This is a genomic window from Halomonas saccharevitans, assembly GCF_032333995.1.
GTDB lineage: Bacteria > Pseudomonadota > Gammaproteobacteria > Pseudomonadales > Halomonadaceae > Halomonas > Halomonas saccharevitans.
Genome location: NZ_JAVXUR010000003.1, coordinates 427,369 through 448,999 on the forward strand (window position 1 = coordinate 427,369; position 21,631 = coordinate 448,999).

General features: G+C 68.4%; 19 protein-coding genes. 17 read left to right on the top strand and 2 right to left on the bottom strand.

Annotated elements, in window-relative coordinates; all coding sequences use genetic code 11:
* Positions 1-74 precede the first annotated feature (74 nt).
* Both orn and RSO68_RS10035 read left to right on the top strand, forming a co-directional pair.
* Entirely contained in the window at positions 75-674 is a 600-nt protein-coding gene (orn, locus tag RSO68_RS10030) for an oligoribonuclease (protein WP_315586490.1), read from the top strand.
* 83 nt (positions 675-757) lie between these two features.
* Entirely contained in the window at positions 758-1,807 is a 1,050-nt protein-coding gene (locus RSO68_RS10035) for a CNNM domain-containing protein (protein WP_089847140.1), read from the top strand.
* Here the strand turns inward: RSO68_RS10035 and queG are convergent.
* Complete coding sequence (gene queG / locus RSO68_RS10040) at positions 1,804-2,910, bottom strand: tRNA epoxyqueuosine(34) reductase QueG (protein ID WP_089847142.1); 1,107 nt, start codon at positions 2,908-2,910, stop codon at positions 1,804-1,806. The two genes, RSO68_RS10035 and queG, sit on opposite strands and share 4 nt — an antisense overlap.
* 99 nt (positions 2,911-3,009) lie before the next feature.
* Between queG and RSO68_RS10045 the strand changes: the two genes are divergently transcribed.
* The 11 genes from RSO68_RS10045 (at position 3,010) to RSO68_RS10095 (ending at position 16,357) form a co-directional block, all read left to right on the top strand.
* Positions 3,010-4,557 (top strand): NAD(P)H-hydrate dehydratase, encoded by a 1,548-nt coding sequence (locus RSO68_RS10045; RefSeq protein ID WP_315586491.1) that lies wholly within the window; start codon positions 3,010-3,012, stop codon positions 4,555-4,557.
* Entirely contained in the window at positions 4,538-5,041 is a 504-nt protein-coding gene (tsaE, locus tag RSO68_RS10050) for a tRNA (adenosine(37)-N6)-threonylcarbamoyltransferase complex ATPase subunit type 1 TsaE (RefSeq protein ID WP_315586492.1), read from the top strand. The genes RSO68_RS10045 and tsaE overlap by 20 nt, the downstream gene beginning before the upstream one ends.
* Before the next feature lie 41 nt (positions 5,042-5,082).
* Positions 5,083-6,510 (top strand): N-acetylmuramoyl-L-alanine amidase, encoded by a 1,428-nt coding sequence (locus RSO68_RS10055; RefSeq protein WP_315586557.1) that lies wholly within the window; start codon positions 5,083-5,085, stop codon positions 6,508-6,510.
* 40 nt (positions 6,511-6,550) lie between these two features.
* Complete coding sequence (gene mutL, locus RSO68_RS10060; RefSeq protein WP_315586493.1) at positions 6,551-8,545, top strand: DNA mismatch repair endonuclease MutL; 1,995 nt, start codon at positions 6,551-6,553, stop codon at positions 8,543-8,545.
* A 168-nt stretch (positions 8,546-8,713) separates the two neighbouring features.
* Positions 8,714-9,652, top strand: coding sequence for a tRNA (adenosine(37)-N6)-dimethylallyltransferase MiaA (gene miaA / locus RSO68_RS10065; protein WP_315586494.1), 939 nt, complete (start codon positions 8,714-8,716; stop codon positions 9,650-9,652).
* A 124-nt stretch (positions 9,653-9,776) separates the two neighbouring features.
* The gene (gene hfq / locus RSO68_RS10070; protein WP_089847152.1) at positions 9,777-10,028 is read left to right on the top strand and encodes an RNA chaperone Hfq; all 252 of its coding nucleotides are present in this window, start codon (positions 9,777-9,779) and stop codon (positions 10,026-10,028) included.
* An 8-nt stretch (positions 10,029-10,036) separates the two neighbouring features.
* Positions 10,037-11,353 carry a ribosome rescue GTPase HflX gene (gene hflX / locus RSO68_RS10075; RefSeq protein ID WP_089847154.1) on the top strand — a complete coding sequence of 439 codons (1,317 nt, stop codon included), beginning with the start codon at positions 10,037-10,039 and terminating at the stop codon, positions 11,351-11,353.
* A gap of 153 nt (positions 11,354-11,506) precedes the next feature.
* Entirely contained in the window at positions 11,507-12,727 is a 1,221-nt protein-coding gene (gene hflK / locus RSO68_RS10080; RefSeq protein ID WP_315586495.1) for an FtsH protease activity modulator HflK, read from the top strand.
* Between the two features lie 2 nt (positions 12,728-12,729).
* A complete protein-coding gene (hflC, locus tag RSO68_RS10085; protein ID WP_315586558.1) occupies positions 12,730-13,611 on the top strand; it encodes a protease modulator HflC in 882 nt (293 codons plus the stop codon).
* Positions 13,612-13,795: 184 nt separating this feature from the next.
* Positions 13,796-14,992 (top strand): ATP phosphoribosyltransferase regulatory subunit, encoded by a 1,197-nt coding sequence (locus RSO68_RS10090; protein ID WP_315586496.1) that lies wholly within the window; start codon positions 13,796-13,798, stop codon positions 14,990-14,992.
* Positions 14,993-15,064: 72 nt separating this feature from the next.
* Entirely contained in the window at positions 15,065-16,357 is a 1,293-nt protein-coding gene (locus RSO68_RS10095) for an adenylosuccinate synthase (RefSeq protein ID WP_089847160.1), read from the top strand.
* A 92-nt stretch (positions 16,358-16,449) separates the two neighbouring features.
* On the opposite strand, the gene cobO is transcribed toward RSO68_RS10095, so the two are convergent.
* Positions 16,450-17,049, bottom strand: coding sequence for a cob(I)yrinic acid a,c-diamide adenosyltransferase (gene cobO / locus RSO68_RS10100; protein WP_315586497.1), 600 nt, complete (start codon positions 17,047-17,049; stop codon positions 16,450-16,452).
* A 213-nt stretch (positions 17,050-17,262) separates the two neighbouring features.
* Here cobO and RSO68_RS10105 point away from each other — a divergent pair, with 213 nt between their 5' ends.
* The 4 genes from RSO68_RS10105 (at position 17,263) to pepN (ending at position 21,540) form a co-directional block, all read left to right on the top strand.
* Positions 17,263-17,763: a GNAT family N-acetyltransferase gene (locus RSO68_RS10105; RefSeq protein ID WP_315586498.1), complete on the top strand. Its 501-nt coding sequence runs from the start codon at positions 17,263-17,265 to the stop codon at positions 17,761-17,763.
* A 54-nt stretch (positions 17,764-17,817) separates the two neighbouring features.
* Positions 17,818-18,303, top strand: a complete 486-nt coding sequence (locus RSO68_RS10110) for a YajQ family cyclic di-GMP-binding protein (protein WP_089847166.1) — start codon at positions 17,818-17,820, stop codon at positions 18,301-18,303.
* Between the two features lie 153 nt (positions 18,304-18,456).
* Positions 18,457-18,834 (top strand): YbaN family protein, encoded by a 378-nt coding sequence (locus tag RSO68_RS10115; protein ID WP_089847297.1) that lies wholly within the window; start codon positions 18,457-18,459, stop codon positions 18,832-18,834.
* Between the two features lie 72 nt (positions 18,835-18,906).
* Positions 18,907-21,540 carry an aminopeptidase N gene (pepN, locus tag RSO68_RS10120; protein ID WP_315586499.1) on the top strand — a complete coding sequence of 878 codons (2,634 nt, stop codon included), beginning with the start codon at positions 18,907-18,909 and terminating at the stop codon, positions 21,538-21,540.
* Positions 21,541-21,631: the final 91 nt, after the last annotated feature.

Genomic DNA, 21,631 nt, shown 5'->3' on the forward strand with positions numbered 1-21,631 from the left:
CTCGCTACAATAGGGCGCATTGTACTCACCCAAGGCGCCCGCTGTCGTCAGCCGTCGCCCCGCAAGGATGTCCCATGACCGAGCATGCCACGCCCGCCACCGCCGATGAACGCCGCCAGCGCCTGATCTGGATCGACCTGGAGATGACCGGGCTTGACCCGAACCGCGAGCGCATCATCGAGATCGCCACCCTGGTGACCGACAGCGACCTCAACACGGTCGCCGAGGGCCCGGTGATCGCGGTGCACCAGCCCGATGCGCTGCTGGACGCCATGGACGACTGGAACACCAGGACCCACGGGGGCTCGGGGCTGGTGCAGCGGGTCAAGGAGAGCCGGATCGACACCGCCGAGGCCGAGCGGCGCACCCTCGAGTTTCTCGCCGCCAACGTTGAGGCCGGCGCCTCGCCGATGTGCGGCAACAGCATCCACCAGGATCGCCGCTTCCTGGAGCGTGAGATGCCCGAGCTGCTGGCCTTCTTCCACTACCGCAACCTCGACGTCTCGACCCTCAAGGAGATCGCCAAGCGCTGGAATCCGGGCGCCCTGGCGGGTTTCCAGAAGCGCAACGTGCACCTCGCCATGGACGACATCCGCGAGTCCATCGCCGAGCTCGCCCACTACCGCACTACCTTCCTCAAGACGGCCGACCAGCGCGGTGACGAGGAGGAGTGACGACCCCGGTTGCGGCGGTGCGGAGCATGATCGATGATGCGGGAGCCGCCTGGCGGCTTCCCTGAGCCACGAATCGAGGCACCATGCTCCTGCTAGCCGCGTTTGCGATCCTCTCCATCGGCGTCTCCTTTATCTGCTCGTTGCTCGAGGCGGCGCTGCTCTCCATGACGCCAAGCTACGTGGCGGGGCTGCGCGAGACGCAGCCCGAGCTGCATCGCCGGCTGGCCCACCTCAAGCAGAACATCGACCGGCCACTGGCCGCGATTCTGACCCTCAACACCATCGCCCATACGGTGGGGGCCACGGGCGTGGGCGCCCAGGTCACGGTGGTGTTCGGCGAGGCCTGGCTCGGCATCGCCTCGGCGGTGATGACGCTGCTGATCCTGTTCGTCTCCGAGATCATTCCCAAGACCATCGGTGCCACCTACTGGCGCCAGCTGGCGGGAAGCATGGTCAAGGTGCTGGGGGTGATGGTGTGGACGATGAAGCCGCTCATCTGGCTCTCCGAAGCGATCACCCAGCGCATCGGGCGCCACGAGCACGACACCGACATGCGCGGCGAGATCAAGGCGCTGGCGCAGATCGGCCTGGAAGAAAAGGCCCTGGACGCCGACGAGGTGCGGGTCATCACCAATATCATCAACCTGCACGAGATTGGGGTGAAGGAGGTGATGACCCCGCGCACGGTCTCGGTGATCGTCAAACCGCAGATGAGCGTGGCGGAGTTCGATGAGCAGCTCGGACGCTCGGCGTTCACGCGCTTCCCGGTGATGGACGGCGGCGAGCAGGCGCTGGGCTACGTACACAAGGCCGACACCTACCATGCCGAGCCGGAGGCCACCCTCAAGTCGCTGATGCATCCGGTGCGCAGCGTCCAGGTGGACGACAACGTCGAGCACCTCTTCGCGGTCATGCTGCGCGACCGCCAGCATCTCTGCGTGGTCTACGATGAGCTGGGTACCTGGGTCGGGCTGGTCACCCTGGAGGACGTGATCGAGGCGATCCTGGGCCAGGATATCGTCGACGAGACCGACAACGTGGCCAACCTGCGCAAATACGCCCGCCAGCGATGGACCAAGCGACTGCGGCGCACGCCGGAGGCTGGCGGCGCCGGCGATGGGGAGACAGGCTAGCCGGTGCTGGCAATGCGCGCCCGGCGCTTCTCACGCTGTCGGTCCAGCGCCCAGCGCACGTGCTCGCGGACCAGGTCGGAGGGGTAGGGTAGCCGCGCCAGCAGCGCCGCCTCCACGGCCTGGCTCCAGGGCGCGTTGCCGAGCCCCACGGCCAGGTTGCGCAGCCAGCGCTCGTAGCCGATGCGCCGGATCGGGTTGCCGGCGGTCTTCTCTAGGAATTCCTCCTCGCCCCAGGCGAACAGCGAGACCAGGCTCGCCCGGTCCAGGTCGTGGCGGGGCGCGAAGTCCGGCTCCTGGCTGACCCGGGTGAAGCGGGTGAAGGGGCAGACCAGCTGGCAGTCGTCGCAGCCGAATACCCGATTGCCCATGGCCTCGCGGTAGCGCTCCGGGATGGCGCCAAACAGCTCGATGGTCAGGTACGAGATGCAGGCCCGGGCGTCGACCACCTTGTCCTCGACGATGGCCCCGGTGGGGCAGGCGGTGCGACAGGCGCTGCAGCTGCCGCAGTGATCGGTCTCGAAGGGCGCGTCTACCGGCAGCGGCAGATCGGTATAGAGCTCGCCGAGGAAGAACAGCGACCCGGCCTTCGGGTTGAGCAGCATGGCGTTCTTGCCGAACCAGCCCAGCCCGGCCTTGCGCGCCAGGCCGCGCTCCATCACCGGGGCGGAGTCGACGAAGGCGCGATACCCGAAGTCGCCGACCTCGGCCTCGATCCACTTGGCGAGTGTGGCCAGCCGCTTGCGCATCAACTTGTGATAGTCGCGTCCGGTGGCGTAGCGAGAGACGTAGGCCAGCGACGGTCGACCCAGTACCTTGGTGGTCTCCACCTCGGCGGGCAGGTAGTCCAGGCGCACGCTGATCACCCGCCGGGTGCCGGGCACCAGCTCCTCCGGGCGGGTGCGCTTGGTGCCGTGCTTGGCCATGAAGCCCATCTCGCCGTGATAGCCGGCGTCCAGCCAGGCCTCGAGGTGGGCCTCGTCCTCGGCCAGGTCGACGTCGGTGATGCCCAGCTGCTGGAAGCCGAGCTCGCGGCCCCAGGTCTTGATCCTCTCGGCGAGGGCGGCCATGTCGGGGTCGTCACCCGTGGGGGACACTGGGCTCATGATCGAGAAAACACCATGCAGATAGGCCCCATGACTTGGCGTGGGGCGCAGAGAATTTACACTCGGTATGGTAAAGCATCCCGAACGAGGAGACACCGCATGACCCGGCCAGCCGACCATCCCGCGCCGACGCTGCGGCCGCTCTATCGCGCCGAGCAGGTCCGCGAGCTCGACCGGCGCACCATCGCGAGGGGCATCGAGGGCTTCGCCCTGATGCAGCGCGCGGCGGCCGCCGCCTGGCAGGACCTGCGGTCGCGCTGGCCACATGCGCGCGCGCTTTCCGTGCTGTGCGGCGGCGGCAACAATGGCGGCGACGGCCACGTGCTGGCGGCGCTGGCCGCCGCCGAGGGGCTAGCCGTGCAGCGCGTGCTGCTCAAGCCGGTAGAGGCGTTGACCGGCGACGCCCGGCGCGCCGCCGACATGGCCACGGCGGCCGGGGTGTCGGCCGAGCCCTGGCGGGCGGATGTTCGCCTCGAGGGCGACGTCGTCGTTGATGCGCTGCTGGGCACCGGCCTCGGCGGCGAGGTGCGCGGCGAGGCTCGTGAGGCGATCGAGGCCGTCAATGAAAGCGGCCTGCCGGTGCTGGCCATCGACATTCCCTCGGGGCTCCACGCCGATACCGGGGCAACGCTCGGCGCTGCGATCCGGGCGACGCGCACCGTGACCTTCATCGCCGACAAGCTGGGCCTCTATACCGGCGCGGCCCCGGCGCACGTCGGCGAGCTGGTATTCTGCGCCCTCGGCGTGGACGCCGAGGCCGAGGGCGATCTCGCCCCCGCCGCCCGTCGGCTGGAGGCCGGGTTGATCGCGGCCTGGCTGCCGACCCGGCCGCGCGATGCCCACAAAGGCGATCACGGCCATGCCCTGGTGCTCGGCGGGGCGCCGGGGTTCGGCGGAGCGGCGCTGCTCGCCGCCGAGGCCTGCGCGCGGCTGGGGGCCGGCAAGGTGAGCCTCGCCACCGCGCCCGAACACGTCACCGCGAGCCTGGTGCGTCGACCCGAGGTGATGGTCCACGGCGTGCGCGGCGCCGGGGATCTCGATGCGCTGCCGGAGCGCGCCGATGTGTTGGTGGTCGGGCCGGGCCTGGGGCAGGGCAGCTGGGGGCAGGGCATGCTGCAGGCGGCCCTGGCGGCATCGCGCCCGCTGGTGGTGGATGCCGACGGCCTCAACCTGCTGGCCTCGCGATTCCGCGGCCGGCAGCGTGACGACTGGATCCTCACCCCGCACCCCGGCGAGGCGGCGCGCCTGCTCGGCTGCTCTGCCGGCGAGGTGGAGGCCGACCGCCCCGGCGCGGCCCTGGCGCTGCAGCGCCGCTACGGCGGCGTGGTGGTGCTCAAGGGCGCCGGCACGCTGGTCGCCGGCCCCGCGGGGCTCGCCGTCTGCCCCCACGGCAACCCGGGCATGGCCAGCGGCGGCATGGGCGATGCGCTCTCCGGCATCCTCGGCGCGCTGCTGGCCCAGGGGCTCGAGCTCGAGGCAGCGGCCCGGCTGGGAGTGCTGGTGCATGCCCTGGCCGCCGACAGGGCGGCCCGCGAGGGCGGCGAGCGTGGCCTGCTGGCCGGCGATCTGGCATCCTGTGCGCGAATTCTGGTCAACCCGACCGTGAGTGATGGCAAGGGCGAGGACGATGCTGCTGCGACTCGATGACGAAGACCGCCAGGTCGCCTTCGGCGCCTGCCTGGGGCGGGCCCTCGAGGGCTACGGTCGCGTGCACCTGACCGGCGAGCTGGGCGCCGGCAAGACGACCCTGACCCGCGGTATCCTGCGCGCCTACGGGCACATCGGCGCGGTCAAGAGCCCGACTTATACGCTGGTGGAGCCCTACGAGCTTACCGGCGTGCTCGTTCATCACTTCGATCTCTATCGCCTGGGCGATCCCGAGGAGCTCGAGTTCATCGGCGGCCGCGACCTGCTCGCCGAGGACGCGCTCTGCGTGATCGAATGGCCGGAACGGGGGGAAGGCTGGCTGCCCGCGCCGGACCTCACGGTGCGCCTCAGCCTGGCCGAGGAGGGCCGCGAGGCGCTCCTCGAGGCGCGCAGCGCACACGGCCGGGCGGTCCTCGAGCGGCTGGTGAGCATGCCCGAGCTGGCGCCCTGTCTCACGAACGCGGAGGGCGACGCGGCGTCATGAAGCCCACGATACGCGCCAAGCGGCTGCTGGTCGGCCTCGGTATGCTGGGGCTCGGGCTGGCCGGCGCCCTGTTTGCGAGCCTGGCCCAGGCCGCCAGCGTCGACAACCTGCGCCTCTGGGCGGCGCCCGACCATGCTCGCCTGGTCTTCGATCTCTCCTCCCCGGCCGCGGCCAACGTCTTCAGCCTCGACAACCCGCGCCGCCTGGTCATCGACCTCGACGACAGCCGGCTCAATACCCGCGTCGACGCCCTGGATCTGGAGGGGAGCGCCATCAGCACCCTGCGCACCGGCGTGCGCGACGGCAACGGCCTGCGGGTGGTGCTGGAGCTCGAGCGAGAGATCGAGCCCCGGCACTTCAGCCTGGCGCCCAACGATCAGTACGGTCACCGCCTGGTGGTCGACCTGGAATACCCAGGGGAGAGTGCCGTCGAGGATCCCATCGATCCCATCGAGTCGATGATCCGCGAGCAGGAGATCGCCGCCCAGCGCGCGCGCAGCGAGGCCGTGGTCGAGGGCAAAAACCCCGCCGAGGTCGACGCTCCCGACGTGCTGGAGCCGGCCACGCCGCATCCCCGGCGCGACATCATCATCGCCGTCGACGCCGGCCACGGCGGCGAGGACCCCGGGGCGATCGGCCCCTCGGGCACCCGCGAGAAGGATATCGTGCTGGAGATGGCCAAGCGCCTGGCCCGCAAGGTCAACTCCACCGAGGGGTTCCGCGCGGTGATGATCCGCGACGGCGACTACTATGTCGGGCTGCGCCAGCGCACCCACATTGCCCGGGAGCAGAAGGCCGATTTCTTCGTCTCGATCCACGCCGACGCCTTCGACAGCCCGCGGCCCAACGGCAGCTCCGTCTATGCGCTGTCGCAGCGCGGCGCCACCTCCGAGACCGCCCAGTGGCTGGCCGCCAGCGAGAACGAGGCCGACCTGATCGGCGGCGTCGACGGCAACCTCTCGCTGGACGACAAGGACGAGGTGCTGCGCGGCGTGCTGCTCGACCTGACCATGACCGCGACCCTCAACGACTCCCTGACCATCGGTGGCCAGGTGCTGGATCGCATGGGACGGGTCAATCGGCTGCACAAGTCGCGGGTGGAGCAGGCAGGCTTCGTGGTGCTCAAGTCGCCGGACATTCCCTCGCTGCTGGTCGAGACCGGCTTCATCTCCAACCCTGGCGAGGAGCGCCGGCTGCGCGACGGGGCCTATCAGCAGAAGATGGTCGATGCCATCTTCGGCGGCATCCGCGGCCACTTTCAGCGCAACCCGCCGCCGGCGAGCCTGCTGGCCTGGCAGCGTGACAACGGCCGCAGCACGGCGGGCAACGAATACCGCATCCAGCCCGGCGACACCCTCTCGGAGATCGCCGCCCGTCACGGCGTGCCGGTGGCGCAGATCCGCCAGGCCAACGAGCTCAACGGCGACGTGATCCGGGTCGGCCAGGTGCTGCGCATCCCCCGTTCGTGATCCCGACGTCCCGACTCGTCTTGCCAAGCCCCGGAGCGACATGCCAGATAATCGACACATCCAGATCCTCGATCCCCGCCTGGCCAACCAGATCGCCGCCGGCGAAGTGGTCGAGCGCCCCGCCTCGGTGGTCAAGGAGCTGGTCGAAAACGCCATCGACGCCGGCAGTCGCCGCGTCGAGGTCGAACTCGAGAACGGCGGTGCCCGGCTGATCCGGGTACGCGACGACGGCAGCGGCATCGGCGAAGACGACCTGCCGCTGGCGCTGTCGCGGCATGCCACCAGCAAGATCCTCTCCCTCGAGGAGCTCGAAGGGGTGGCGAGCCTGGGCTTTCGCGGCGAGGCGCTGGCCTCGATCAGCTCGGTCTCGCGTCTGGAGCTCACCTCCAACGTCGACGAGGACCCCCGCGGCGGCTGGCGCGTGGTCGCCGAGGGGCGTCGCATGGAGCCGCGCGTCACCCCGGCCCCACATCCCCGCGGCACCTCGGTGACGGTGCGCGATCTCTTCTTCAATACGCCGGCGCGGCGCAAGTTCCTGCGCACCGAGAAGACCGAGTTCGGCCACGTCGAGGAGGCCTTCCGGCGCCAGGCGCTGTCGCGCTTCGACATCGGCTGGACGCTGCGCCACAACCACAAGACCCTCCACCAGCTGCCCCCGGGCGACGACCCGGTCACCCGGGAGCGGCGCCTCGGCGCCCTGCTCGGCAAGGGCTTTTTGGAGAACGCCCTGCACCTCGATCTCGAGGTGGGCGGCCTGCGGCTGTGGGGCTGGGTCGGCCTGCCCACTCATTCCCGCGCCCAGGCCGACCAGCAGTACTTCTTCGTCAACGGCCGCGTGGTGCGCGATCGCCTGGTGGCCCATGCCATCCGCCAGGCCTATCGCGACGTGCTCTTCCACGGCCGTCATCCGGTGTTCGTGCTCTACCTGGAGGTCGACCCGCGGGTGGTGGACGTCAACGTCCACCCGACCAAGCACGAGGTGCGCTTCCGCGACGGGCGCATGGTTCACGATTTCCTGTTCTCGAGCCTGCATCGCGCACTGGCCGAGGCGCGGCCCGGCGAGCGTGACGAGGCCGGCGAACGTCAACCCGAAGGGCAGGCAGGACAGGAAGCGGCGCACGATCCTGGCGTGCGCGAGGCCGCCCCGGCCTGGCAGCAGCAGCCCATGGCGCTGCCTGGCCATGCCGCCGGGCATGGTGGTGACAGTGATGGTGGCCGCGGTGACGAGCGCCAGGGCGTGACGCCCGACCGCGTCCGCGCCTTCATGGAAGGCTACCGGGCGCTGCATCCCGAGCACGAGGAGACCCTGCTGACCCCGCAGCCCGCCGCACCGGCCCCAGGCGGCAGCGCCGCCGGGGTGGCCCTCGACGAGCGCCGCGCCGCGCAGTCAGAGCGCGCCCCGCGGCCGGCGATGCCCGAGGAGGACGCCACCCGGGCGCCGCCGCTGGGCTACGCCGTGGCCCAGCTGCACGGCGTCTACATCCTCTCCCAGACCGAGCGCGGCCTGGTGGTGGTGGACATGCATGCTGCCCACGAGCGCATCGTCTACGAGCGCATGAAGGCCCAGGTGCACGGCGACGCCACTGATGCGACCGGGCTGCAGGCTCAGCCGCTGCTGGTGCCGGTCTCGCTCGCCGCGAGCCCCGCCGAGGTGGCGACCGCCGAGGCCGAGCGGGAGGCCTTCTCGCGCCTCGGAGTAGAGCTCGATGCGGCCGGCCCCGAGACCCTGCTGGTGCGCCAGGTGCCGGTGCTGCTGGCCGATGCCGACGTGGAGCCGCTGGTGCGCGACATGCTCGCGGACCTGGAGCGCTACGGGCGCTCCGACCGGGTCGAGGCGCGCATCAACGAGCTGCTGGCGACCATGGCCTGCCACGGCAGCGTGCGCGCCAACCGCCAGCTCGGCCTCGAGGAGATGAACGCCCTGCTGCGCGATATGGAACGCACCGAGCGCAGCGGCCAGTGCAACCACGGCCGCCCCACCTGGACCGAGATGAGCATGAAGGAGCTCGACCGCCTCTTCCTGAGGGGGCAGTAGGTATCATGGTCGCCCTCGTGCCGAGAAGCGCCGGTGGCCGGCCCCAGAGGAGGTCCTACGCCAGGGATGGCGTCGGTAGCGCCCAGGGACGGGTTTACAGCGCCTCCGTCGGGGGCGGCCGTCAGGCAAGCTTCTCCACGCCACCTAAAGAGAATGCCTGAGAACACCATGTCAGATGACCGCCCCCCTGCCATTCTGCTGATGGGCCCCACCGCCGCCGGCAAGACCGACCTCGCCATCGAGCTGCACGAGCGGCTCGGCTTCGAGCTGATCAGCGTCGACTCGGCGATGGTCTATCGCGAGCTGGACATCGGCAGTGCCAAGCCCGAGCCCGAGGAGCTTTCGCGCGCGCCGCACCGGCTGATCGACATCCGCGATCCGGCAGAGCCCTACTCGGCGGCCGACTTCCGCGAGGATGCGCTGCACGAGATGGCCGCCATTACCGCCGCCGGCCGCGTGCCGCTGCTGGTCGGCGGCACCATGATGTACTTCAAGCGCCTGCTCGAGGGCGTCGCCAACCTGCCGGCCGCCGATCCGGCGGTGCGTGCCGAGCTCGAGCGCCAGGTGGCCGAGCATGGCCTGGCATCGCTTCACGAGGAGCTCGCTCGGGTCGATCCGGTCTCAGCGGCGCGCATTCATCCCAACGACCCTCAGCGCTTGACCCGGGCGCTGGAAGTTCATCGGCTCGCCGGGCGCTCGCTCAGCGCGCTGTGGGATGAGCAGCGCCAGGAAACCTTTCCCTTTCGCACGTTGTCGATAGGGCTCGCACCGGCCGACCGAGGTGTGCTGCACGAGCGGATCGCCCAGCGCTTCAGGGGCATGCTCGACGCCGGACTGATCGACGAGGTCGCCGCGCTGAAGGGGCGCGGCGATCTTTTTCCCTCGCTGCCGTCGATGAAGAGCGTGGGCTATCGTCAGGTGTGGGCCTATCTCGAGGGCGAGATCGATCGCGCCGAGCTCGAGCGGCTCGGCATCATCGCGACCCGCCAGCTGGCCAAGCGACAGCTGACCTGGATGCGCAGCTGGCCGGGGCTCGAGTGGGTCGACAGCCAGGGTCCCGACCCGCTGGGCGAGGTGCTGAAACTGGTGCGCGAATTCGGCACTTAGCGTAAGATGGCGCTCTCGGTGGCCGGGCAGACAGGCCCCTTAGGGTATACAGCGTTGCCCCCCTGGCCGAAGCGACCATGACCGACATAACATCAACCCCCAGAGACACTTCAGGGAGAGCAACATGTCCAAAGGGCAGTCCCTTCAAGACCCGTACCTGAACATCCTGCGCAAGGAGCGCATTCCGGTATCGATTTTCCTGGTCAACGGCATCAAGCTGCAGGGCCAGATCGAGTCTTTCGATCAGTTCGTCATCCTGCTGCGCAACACGGTCAGCCAGATGGTTTATAAGCATGCTATTTCCACCGTGGTGCCGTCGCGCAACGTGCGCCTGCCGGCCCCGGACGCCGGCGCACCGTCGGACACTGATGCGTGAGGTACTGATTGTTTTTTGAACGCCCCGACGCCGGTGAGACGGCAGTCCTCGTCCATGTGGATTTCCAGGACGAGCAGGAGCGCGAGGATGCGGGAGAGTTCCTCGAGCTGGTTCGCTCGGCCGGTGCCACGCCGGCCACGCTGCTCACCGGCAGCCGCAAGCGTCCCGACTCGCGCACCTTCTTAGGGTCGGGCAAGCTCGAGGAGCTGCGCGAGGCCAAGGCCGTCCATCAGGCCGAACTGGTGATCTTCAATCACTCCCTCAGCCCCTCTCAGGAACGCAACCTCGAGCGCGAGCTCAAGTGCCGGGTGATCGACCGCACCGGCCTGATCCTCGACATCTTCGCCCAGCGGGCCCGTACCCATGAGGGTAAGCTGCAGGTGGAGCTGGCCCAGCTCGAGTACATGTCGACCCGGCTCGTCCGCGGCTGGACCCACCTGGAGCGCCAGAAGGGCGGCATCGGCCTGCGCGGGCCGGGCGAGACCCAGCTCGAGACCGACCGTCGTCTGCTGCGGGCACGCATCAAGGCGATTCACAAGCGGCTCGACAAGGTGCGCAGCCAGCGCAACCAGAACCGTCGGGCCCGCTCTCGGGCCGAGATTCCCAGCGTATCGCTGGTCGGCTATACCAACGCCGGCAAGTCCACGCTCTTCAACGCTATGACCACCGCCGAGGTCTATGCGGCCGACCAGCTCTTCGCTACCCTCGACCCGACGCTCAGGCGTGTGGAGATCGAGGACGTCGGTCCGGTGGTGCTCGCCGATACCGTGGGCTTCATTCGTCACCTGCCACACAAGCTGGTCGAGGCCTTTCGCGCGACCCTGCAGGAGGCCGCGGAAGCGAGCCTGCTGGTGCACGTGATCGACGCCGCCGACCCCGACCGCGAGCTCAATGTTGGCCAGGTCGAGGGGGTGCTCGAGGAGATCGGGGCGCGTGATCTGCCGACGCTCAAGGTGATGAACAAGATCGACCTGCTCGACAGCGCCCCGCGCATCGAGCGCGACGGCGAGGGCCGCCCCGAGGTGGTCTGGGTCTCCGCCCAGCAGGGCAAGGGGCTCGAGCTTCTGCAGCAGGCGCTCTCCGAATGCCTGGCCGATGACATCATCGACCTCGAGCTTACCCTTGCCCCGGAGCAGGGCAAGTTGCGCGCCGGCCTGCACGAGCTGAATGCGGTGCGCGACGAGCGCTTCGACGAGCAGGGCCACAGCCTGCTGAGGGTGCGCCTGCCGCGGCGCGACTTCCTGCAGCTGATGTCGCACCTGGGCGAGCGCGCCGACGACTACCTGCCGGCGACCCTGCAGGAGAAGCCGGTCTGGGAAGCGTAAACAGGCGTAAGACGAGCGGGGCAGGACGCCTCGCCGGTACCACAACATCACAACAGGGACGCCGGGCTTGGCCGGGCGGCACCCGAAGGATCGCAACGGACGCCCGTCGCCAGTGTCATAACGATGGGACGCAACGCAGAGTGGAGACGACGAATGGCCTGGAATGAGCCTGGTGGTGGCAACCAGCACGACCCCTGGAGTGGTGGCGGTCGTGGTGGCAACGGCGGAGGCAAGGGCGGCGGCAATCAGGGGCCGCCCGACCTCGACGAGGCCCTGAAGAAGTTTCAGGACAAACTCAACGGCATGCTCGGCGGCCGCGGCGGCAAGCGCGGTGGGTCCGGGGGCAAGGGCGGCGGTGGCAAGCCGCGCAACGCCTTCACCCTGCCGGGCCTGCTGATCGTAGTGGCGCTGGCCATCTGGGCGGCGTCCGGGTTCTACCTGGTCGACCAGTCCGAACGCGGCGTGGTGCTGCGCTTCGGTAAGTTCCAGGAAGTGGTCACGCCGGGTCTGCAGTGGAATCCGCCGCTGATCGACGACGTGCGCATGGTCAACGTGACCCGGGTTCGCTCGGTCAGCCAGACCCAATCCATGCTGACCCAGGACGAGAACATCGTCTCGGTCGAGATCTCGGCCCAGTATCAGGTCGCCGATCCCCGTGACTACGTGCTCAACGTGCGCAACCCGGAGTTGTCGTTGGAGAACGCGCTGGACAGCGCGCTGCGCCACGTGGTCGGTGGCACCGACATGATCGATATCCTGACCTCCGGCCGTGAGATCCTCGGCAGCTCCGTGAACAGCCGGCTGCAGTCGTATCTCGACAGTTACGGAACCGGCATCCTGCTGCAGACACTGAACGTGGAGTCCACGGCGCCGCCGGATCCGGTGCAGGACGCCTTCGACGACGTCATCCGCGCCCGCGAGGATCGTCAGCGTACCATCAACCAGGCGCTGGCCTACGCCAATGCCGTGATCCCGGCGGCTCAGGGTCAGGCCCAGCGCCTGGTCGAGCAGGGTCAGGGCTATCGCGAGTCGGTGGTCGCCGAGGCCGAGGGTCAGGCCAGCCGCTTCAACGCGATCCTGACCGAATATCAGGGTGCCCCCGCGATCATGCGTGAGCGCCTCTACCTCGACGCCATGTCCGAGGTCTACGGCAAGACCAGCAAGGTGATGGTCGACGTGGCCGAGAACAGCCCGCTGATGGTGATGCCCCTCGAGCGCCTCTCCGGCGCCGGCAGCGCGGGTTCAAGCGCCCAGGGCGGCAACGACGACGGCCTGGATCCGCGAGTCCTCGAGCGCCTCGGCGCCACCCAGTCGTCCAGCGGCAACAGCAGCAATAGCAGCAATAGCAATGGCATTCGCAGGGAGGGGCGTTAATGATGATCAATAATCGATCCCTGCTCGTCGTGGGCGGCCTGGCCGCCATCGCCTGGCTGGCCAGCAACAGCCTCTACGTGGTGGACGAGACCGAGCGTGCGGTGAAGCTGCGCTTCGGCGAGATCGTCGAGGAGAACATCCAGCCCGGGTTGCACGTCAAGGTGCCGATCACCCAGACCATTCGCAAGTTTGATACCCGAGTGCTGACCCTGGATACCGATGCCAGTCGCTACCTGACCCTCGAGCAGAAGGCGGTGATCGTCGACTCCTACGTCAAATGGCAGGTGGTAAACCCCACCCGCTACTACGAGGCGACCGCCGGTGATGAGCTACAGGCGGCGCGCCTGATCCAGCCGCGGGTCGACGAGAGCCTGCGTAACGAGTTCGGCCGCCTGAACCTGCAGGAGATCATCTCCGAGCAGCGCGACGAGCTGATGATCGGGCCGACCAACGACCTCAACGCGCTGATGCGCGACGAGCTCGGCGTGGCGATCCTCGATATCCGCGTCAAGCGCATCGATCTGCCGCAGGACGTCTCCGCGGCGGTCTACGACCGTATGCGCTCCGAGCGCGAGCGTGAGGCCCGCGAGTGGCGTGCCCAGGGTCAGGAGGAGTCCGAGCGGATCCGGGCCAATGCCGATCGTCGGCGTTCGGTGCTGCTCGCCCAGGCGCGTGCTCGCTCCGAGACGCTGCGCGGTGAGGGTGATGCCGAGGCCGCGGCGATCTTCTCCGAGGCCTATGGCCAGGACGAGGAGTTCTTCAGCTTCTGGCGCAGCCTCGATGCCTATCGCCAAAGCTTCGAGGGCGACGGCAACATGCTGGTGCTGGACCCCTCCAGCGACTTCTTCCAGTACCTCAAGAGCCCGACCTCGACGGATCAGTGAGCCTGGCGGCGGGCGGTGCGCCGCCCGCCGGCCGGGGTTCAACCGGCCTGCAAACGTGATAGAATCCTTCAACCGGGCGTGGCCCGGTTTTTTTGTGGCCTCTCCCCGGCGCCCCACTCGCCGATCCGCCTCGCGCGACCCGGGAATCGCCGTAGGCCCACCATCGTCTAGCAGGATGAACGACATGACCATCGCTGACCGCTGGCTGCTCCCCGACGGCATGGACGAGGTACTGCCGCCCCAGGCCAGTCGCATGGAGGAGCTGCGCCGAGCGCTGCTCGACCTCTATCACCGCTGGGGCTACGATCAGGTGATGCCACCCCCGGTGGAGTTTCTGGATTCCCTGCTGACCGGCACCGGAACCGACCTCGATCTTCAGACCTTCAAGCTCACCGATCAGATGACCGGCCGCATGATGGGCGTCAGCGCCGACGTCACGCCTCAGGTCGCGCGCATGGATGCTCACTCCCTGCGTCGCCAGGGGCCGGTACGGCTGTGCTACTGCACCAACGTGCTACGCGCCAAGGCCGACCAGTACCAGGGCGGCCGCAGTCCGGTACAGGTCGGGGTGGAGCTCTTCGGTCATGCCGGCCTCGAGGCCGACCTGGAGATCCTGTGTCTGGCCCTTGCCAGCCTCGAGACGGCCGGGGCCGCGGAGATCCATCTGGCGCTGGGCCATATCGGCATCTACCGCAGCCTGGTCGAGGCCGCCGGCCTCGATGCCGACCAGGAGCGTGCGCTGTTCGACGCCCTGGCGCTGAAGTCGCCGGGCGAGCTGAATGCTCGCGTCGATGAGAGCGTGCGCGACCCGGGGCTGGCGGCGATGTTCCGCGCCCTGGGCGATCTGCACGGCGGGCGTGAGGTGCTGGAGGATGCCCGCGAGGCGTTCCAGGAAGCGCCGCAGCCGGTGGGCGCGGCCCTGGATCAGCTGCGTGCCCTGGTCGATGGCGTGCTCGCCGAGTACCCCGGGGTCGAGCCCTACTTCGACCTGGCCGAGCTGCGTGGCTATCAGTACCACACCGGCATGATGTTCGCCGCCTACGTGCCGCACTACGGCCAGGCGCTGGCCAAGGGCGGGCGCTACGACGACACCGGTCGGGCCTTCGGTCGGGCGCGGCCGGCCACCGGCTTCTCGATGGACCTGAAGCTGCTGGCCACCCTGGCTCCCGGCGAGCCCGAGCCCGACGGCATCTGGGCCCCGGCCGAAGGCGAGGGGCTCGCCGACGCGCTCCAGGCGCTGCGCCAGCAGGGCGAGCGCGTCGTCCAGGCGTTGCCCGGGCAGCGCACCGGTCCGGCGGAACACCGCTGCGACCGTCGGCTGGAGCGTATCGACGGTCGCTGGGAGCCACGCTTCCTCGAGACCCACCAGGACCGCGCCTGACGGCCAGCGGTCAATGACCTCGGCCCTGGGCCTTTTCAAGGGCGCGGTGCCGCAACGAGAGACGAGAGCACAATGGGCAAGAATGTAGTCGTACTGGGCACCCAGTGGGGTGATGAAGGCAAGGGCAAGGTGGTCGACCTGCTCACCGAATCCGCGTCCGCCGTGGTGCGCTTCCAGGGCGGTCACAACGCCGGGCACACCCTGGTGATCGACGGTGAGAAGACCGTGCTGCACCTGATTCCCTCCGGCATCCTGCGCAAGGACAAGCTCTGCGTGATCGGCAATGGCGTGGTGCTGTCGCCCGAGGCGCTGATGAAGGAGATTCGCGAGCTGGAGGATAAGGGCGTGCCGGTGCGCGAGCGCCTGCGCCTGTCGCCGTCCTGCCCGCTGATCCTGCCCTATCACGTGCGCCTGGATCAGGCGCGCGAGAAGGACCGCGGCATCGCCAAGATCGGTACCACCGGTCGCGGCATCGGTCCGGCCTATGAGGACAAGGTCGCGCGTCGCGGCCTGCGCCTGGGCGACATCCTGCACCGCGAGCGCTTCGCCTCCAAGCTCGGCGAAGTTCTTCAGTACCACAACTTCGTGCTCAAGGAGTACCACCGTGAAGAGCCGGTGGACTTCCAGCAGGTCTTCGACGAGGCCATGGCCATGGCCGAGGAGCTGCGCCCGATGGTCTGCGACGCCGTCTCGCTGGTGCACGACATGCGCCGCTCTGGCGAGAACATCCTCTTCGAGGGCGCCCAGGGCTCGCTGCTGGACATCGACCACGGCACCTACCCCTACGTGACCAGCTCCAACACCACCGCCGGTGGCACCGCCACCGGGTCAGGCGTCGGCCCGCTCTATCTCGACTACGTGCTGGGCATCACCAAGGCCTACACCACTCGCGTCGGCTCCGGTCCCTTCCCGACCGAGCTGTTCGATGATCACGGCCGCCACCTTGCCGAGAAGGGGCACGAGTTCGGCGCCACCACCGGGCGCGCGCGTCGCTGCGGCTGGTTCGACGCCGTGGCGCTGCGTCACGCGGTGCAGATCAACTCGGTCTCCGGCATCTGCCTGACCAAGCTCGACGTGCTCGACGGCCTGGAGAACATCCGCGTCTGCGTGGGCTATCGCAGCAAGGACGGCGAGGTGCTCGACACCCCGATCGACTCCGAGGGGTACGAAGCCATCGAGCCGGTCTACCAGGATCTGCCCGGCTGGAGCGAGTCGACCCTGGGCGTCAAGCGCGTCGAGGACCTGCCGGCCAATGCTCGCGCCTACATCAGCTTCCTCGAGGAGAAGGTCGGAACCTCCATCGACATCATCTCCACCGGCCCGGATCGCAACGAGACCATCGTGCTGCGCAATCCCTTCAGCTGATCGCCACGTCACACTTGAGCAGCGAAAGACACGAAGGCCGGCCCCCAGGGGCCGGCCTTCGCGCGTTCGGACGCCGGAACCGGGGGCGGGGATCAGTAATCGATCCCGCGACGAGCCTGGAGACCACCGTTGAAGGCGTGTCGCACCTCGGTCATCTCGGTGACGGTATCGGCCATGGCGAGGAGCTCCCGGTGGGCGTTACGCCCGGTGACGATCACCGTCTGCTCGGCGGGACGGTTCTCCAGGGCCGCCTTCACGGTGGCGATGTCCAGGTAGCCGAACTTGAGCATATAGGTGATCTCGTCGAGCACCACCAGGTAGACCTCGGGATCCGCCAGCATCCGCTCGGCCTCGGCCCACACCTCCTGGCAGGCGCGAGTATCGGCGTCGCGGTCCTGGGTGTCCCAGGTGAAGCCGGTGGCCATGATCGCGACTTCGAGGCGTTCGTCATCGGCCAGCCGCTCCCGTTCGCCACACTCCCAGAGTCCCTTGATGAACTGCACCACGCCGACCCGATAGCCGTAGCCCAGTGCCCGGGTCACGGTGCCCCAGGCGGCGGTGGTCTTGCCCTTGCCGTTGCCGGTAAAGACCAGCAGCAGCCCCCGCTGCTCGGTCGCCTCGGCGACCTTCTCGTCGACCCGGGTCTTGAGTTTCTGCATCGCCTGCTGATGGCGGGTATCGCGATCGTTCATCGGAGCTCCGTGGCGTGTACAAGTCTTGTCGAGCAGTGGCAGCATACGCCAGAATGCAGCGTGCGTCAGCCTGAGAGGCGTCCTGGCCAGGACGATAGGCGCCACGCCGCAGCTCGACAAGGCGCGAGGCGGGTGGAAAGATAGCGGGACGCGCGCCGACGACCGTGCGATCGGTCGGTACCAACGCGCATCCAAGAGGCCCGGAGACTCACGATGACCGTCACCCTGCGCCAGGCCAGCGGCCACGACCTGGATGCCCTCTATCGCCTCGAGCAGGTGGCCTTCAGCGGTGATCGCTTCAGCCGTCGTCAGCTCTGGCACCTGCTCAATCGGGCCCATGCCCTGACCCTGGTGGTCCAGCGCGGCGAGCCTGATGAGCGACCCTTGGCCCTGCTCGGCTACGGCACCCTGCTGTTTCGTCGCGGCAGCCGGCGCGCCCGGCTCTATTCGTTCTGCGTGCACCCAGGGTCGCGCGGCGGCGGCCTGGGCCGGCGGCTGCTGGAGACACTGGAGGACGAGGCGCGCGCAAGAGAGGCCGAGGTGCTGGGCCTGGAGGTGCGGGCCGACAATGATGTGGCAATGGGGCTCTACCGGCGCATGGGCTTTCGTCCGGAGTGCTGGCTTGGCGACTACTATGAGGATGGGTGCGGTGGCTGGCAGATGGCCAAACCGCTGGTCGCCCTCGAGGAGGCCGCGCCCCGGTGCGAGGGCTGATAGAATCGTCGCTCCTTTCGCCCATGTTCACGACCACCAGGACAGGATATCGTCATGCCCTCCTTCGACATCGTCTCCGAATTCGACAAGCACGAAGCCAGCAACGCCGTGGATCAGGCCAATCGCGAGATCCAGTCGCGTTTCGACTTCAAGGGCGTCACCGCGAGCTTCGAGCTCGGTGGCGACACCGTGACCCTCGAGGCCGAGGTCGATTTCCAGCTCAAGCAGATGCTCGACGTGCTGCGCAACAAGCTGATCGCGCGCGGGATCGACGCCCGCTGCATGGACGTCGAGGAGCCGGTACTCTCCGGGGTGCGCGCCCGTCAGGAGGTGGCCCTCAAGCAGGGCCTCGACCAGAAGGAAGCCAAGGACATCGTCAAGCGGATCAAGGACAGCAAGCTCAAGGTCCAGGCCCAGATCCAGGGCGAGAAGGTGCGCATCACCGGCAAGAAGCGCGACGATCTCCAGGCCGTCATGGCGTTGCTGCGCGGGGAAGGCGGTCCCGATCTCCCGCTGCAGTTCGACAACTTTCGTGACTGACCGTCGAGACGGATCGTCGTGACGGATCGGGCGAGTGATTGGGCGGCATGACCTCGGTCATCCCGATGGCATCCATAGGCGATCGCGATTGGCACCGGGTGGTGAAATGCTCTTCAATGAGAGTTGACACCGATGAACGGGAGTGAGCGCCAGATGCCGACCCTGCAACGTCTCGCCTTCCTGGGCCTCGCCTGGATCAGCTTCGGGGTGGGCGTGGTCGGCGCCTTCCTGCCCTTGCTGCCGACTACCTGCTTCATGCTGCTGGCGGTATGGGCGGCCTCCAAGGGCTCGCCGCGCTTCGCCGCCTGGATTCGCGAGCACCCGCGCTTCGGTCCCGCCATCACCGCCTGGGAGGCCGAACGGGCGATTCCCCGCCACGCCAAGCGGCTCGCCGCGGCGATGCTCGCCGTGTCGATGCTGGTGCTGGCCCTCACCGTTAGCCTCTTGTGGCTCAAGCTCGCGCTCATCGCGGGGCTTGTGCTGATCACCGCCTGGATCCTGTCGCGACCCGAACCCATCGCGGCCCGCTGAGCGCCCGGCTTTGAGCTTCGGGCACGGCGGGCCGTACAATGGATCGCAATTACCGACAGGAGTCCTTCCTAGATGTCAGAACCGCAGCCGATTTACCTGAGTGACTACCGTCCGCCCGCCTACCGCGTGATTCGCACCGAACTGAGCTTCGATCTCGATCCCGCCGCCACCCGAGTCAAGGCGCGCCTGCATCTCGAGCGTCACCCCGAGCGCGAGGCCGGCACGCCCCTCGAGCTCGACGGCGAGCAGCTCGACCTCAAGGCCATCGCCATCGACGGCCAGGTGCTGGGTGAAGACGAGTACGCGGTCGGCGAGGCGGGGCTGATCGTGCATCGGGTGCCCCAGGCGTTCCTGCTCGATACCGAGGTGGAGGTCGCGCCGGATGCCAACACGGCGCTCTCGGGGCTCTATCGCTCCAGCGGCATGTACTGCACCCAGTGCGAGGCCGAGGGCTTTCGTCGCATCACCTTCTACCCGGATCGGCCGGACGTCATGGCGCCCTTCTCCACCACGGTGATCGGTGATGCCGCGACCCTGCCGGTGCTGCTCTCCAACGGCAATCCGGTGGAGCGCGGGGAGCTTCCCGGCGGTCGCCACTTCGTCACCTGGGAGGACCCGCATCCCAAGCCCAGCTACCTGTTCGCGCTGGTGGCCGGCGACCTCGAGAAGGTCGAGGATCGCTTCACCACCATGAGCGGGCGCGAGGTGACCCTGCAGCTGTTCGTGGAGGAGGAGAACCTCGACAAGACCGACCACGCCATGGCCTCGCTGAAGCGTGCCATGACCTGGGACGAGCAGACCTACGGCCGCGAGTACGACCTGGATCTGTTCATGATCGTCGCGGTCAACGACTTCAACATGGGCGCCATGGAGAACAAGGGGCTCAACATCTTCAACTCGGCGGCGGTGCTGACCCATCCCGATACCGCCACCGACGCCGCCTTCCAGCGCGTCGAGAGCATCGTCGCCCACGAATACTTCCACAACTGGTCCGGCAACCGCGTCACCTGTCGCGACTGGTTCCAGCTCTCCCTCAAGGAGGGTTTCACGGTCTTTCGTGACCAGTGCTTCTCGGCCGACACCAACTCGGCGCCGGTCAAGCGCATCGAGGATGTCTCCTTCTTCCGCACCGCCCAGTTCGCCGAGGATGCCGGCCCCACCGCCCATCCGGTGCGTCCCGATCACTACATCGAGATCGGTAACTTCTACACCCTGACCATCTACGAGAAGGGCGCCGAGATCGTGCGCATGCTCTCGAACCTGGTAGGGGAGGAGGCCTTCCGCCGCGGCAGCGATCTCTACTTCTCGCGCTTCGACGGCCAGGCGGTGACCATCGAGGACTTCGTCGACTGCATGGCCGAGGCCTCGGGTGAGGATCTCGGCCAGTTCCTGCGCTGGTACTCCCAGGCGGGCACCCCCGAGATCGACGCCCACGGTGAGTACGACTACGCCAACGCCGAGTACCGGCTGGTCCTGCGCCAGCGCACCCCGGCCACCCCCGGCCAGGCCGAGAAGCAGGCCCTGCACATCCCGGTGCGCCTGGGCCTGGTGGGCACCAAGTCTGGCCGCGACCTGCCGCTGACCCTGGACGGCGAGGCGCTCGGCACCGACGCGGTGATCCACCTGCGCGAGGACGAGCAGGAGTTCGTCTTCACCGAGGTCAGCGAGGCTCCGGTGCCGTCGCTGGGGCGCGGCTTCTCGGCGCCGGTCAAGCTTCACTTCCCCTATGGCCGCGAGGATCTGGCGTTTTTGCAGGCTCACGACTCCGACGGCTTCAATCGCTGGGATGCCGGCCAGCGCCTGGCCCTGCTGGCCCTGGACGACCTGATCGCCGCCCACCGCAACGGGGTCGAGAAGGTGATGGATCCGCGCGTGGTCGAGGCTTTCCGCGGCGTGCTGGAGGCCCGTATCGACGACAAGGCGGTGCTGGCCCAGATGCTGACGCTGCCCTCGGAGGCCTACATCGCCGAGCAGCAGCCGCTAGTCGACGTCGATGCCATCCACGCCGCCCGCACCTTCGTCAAGCAGTCCCTGGCGGCTTCCCTGCGCGACGACTTCCTGCGGCTCTACGAGCAGAACCGCTCGGAGGCGCCCTATGCCCCGCAGCCCGAGCAGATCGCCGCGCGCAGCCTCAAGAACGTGGCGCTTTCCTACCTGATGGCCATCGAGGACGAGGCGGGGCTCGAGCTTGCCCAGGCGCAGTTCGCGGCGAACCACAACATGACCGACGTGCGCCATGCTCTGACCCTGCTGGTGCACGGCTCGCGTGGCGACATCGCCGATCCGGCGCTGAAGGCCTTCGGCGAGAAATGGGTCCACGATCCGCTGGTGATGGACCAGTGGTTCAGCCTGCAGGTAACGCGACCCCAGGCGGACGTGCTGGATCGCGTGAAGTTCCTGATGGCGCACCCGGCCTTCTCGCTGAAGAACCCCAACCGGGTGCGCGCGCTGATCGGCGCCTTCGCCAACCAGAACCCGGTCAATTTCCACCGGGCCGACGGCAAAGGCTATCGGCTGCTGGCCGACACCGTGATCGAGCTCAACCGGCTCAATCCGGAGATCGCCGCGCGGCTGATCACGCCGCTGACCCGCTGGGCGCGCTTCGACGAGACGCGCCAGGAGCTGATGAAGGCCGAGCTCGAGCGTATCCGCGCCGAGGAGCTCTCGCCCAACGTCTATGAGGTGGTGGAGAAAGCGCTCGCCTGAGGACCGTTTTCTGCCGGGACACGACGCTGAGAAGATCGCGCTCCATTATCCCTCGACCTGACACGACAGCGCCGCCCGAGAGGGCGGCGCT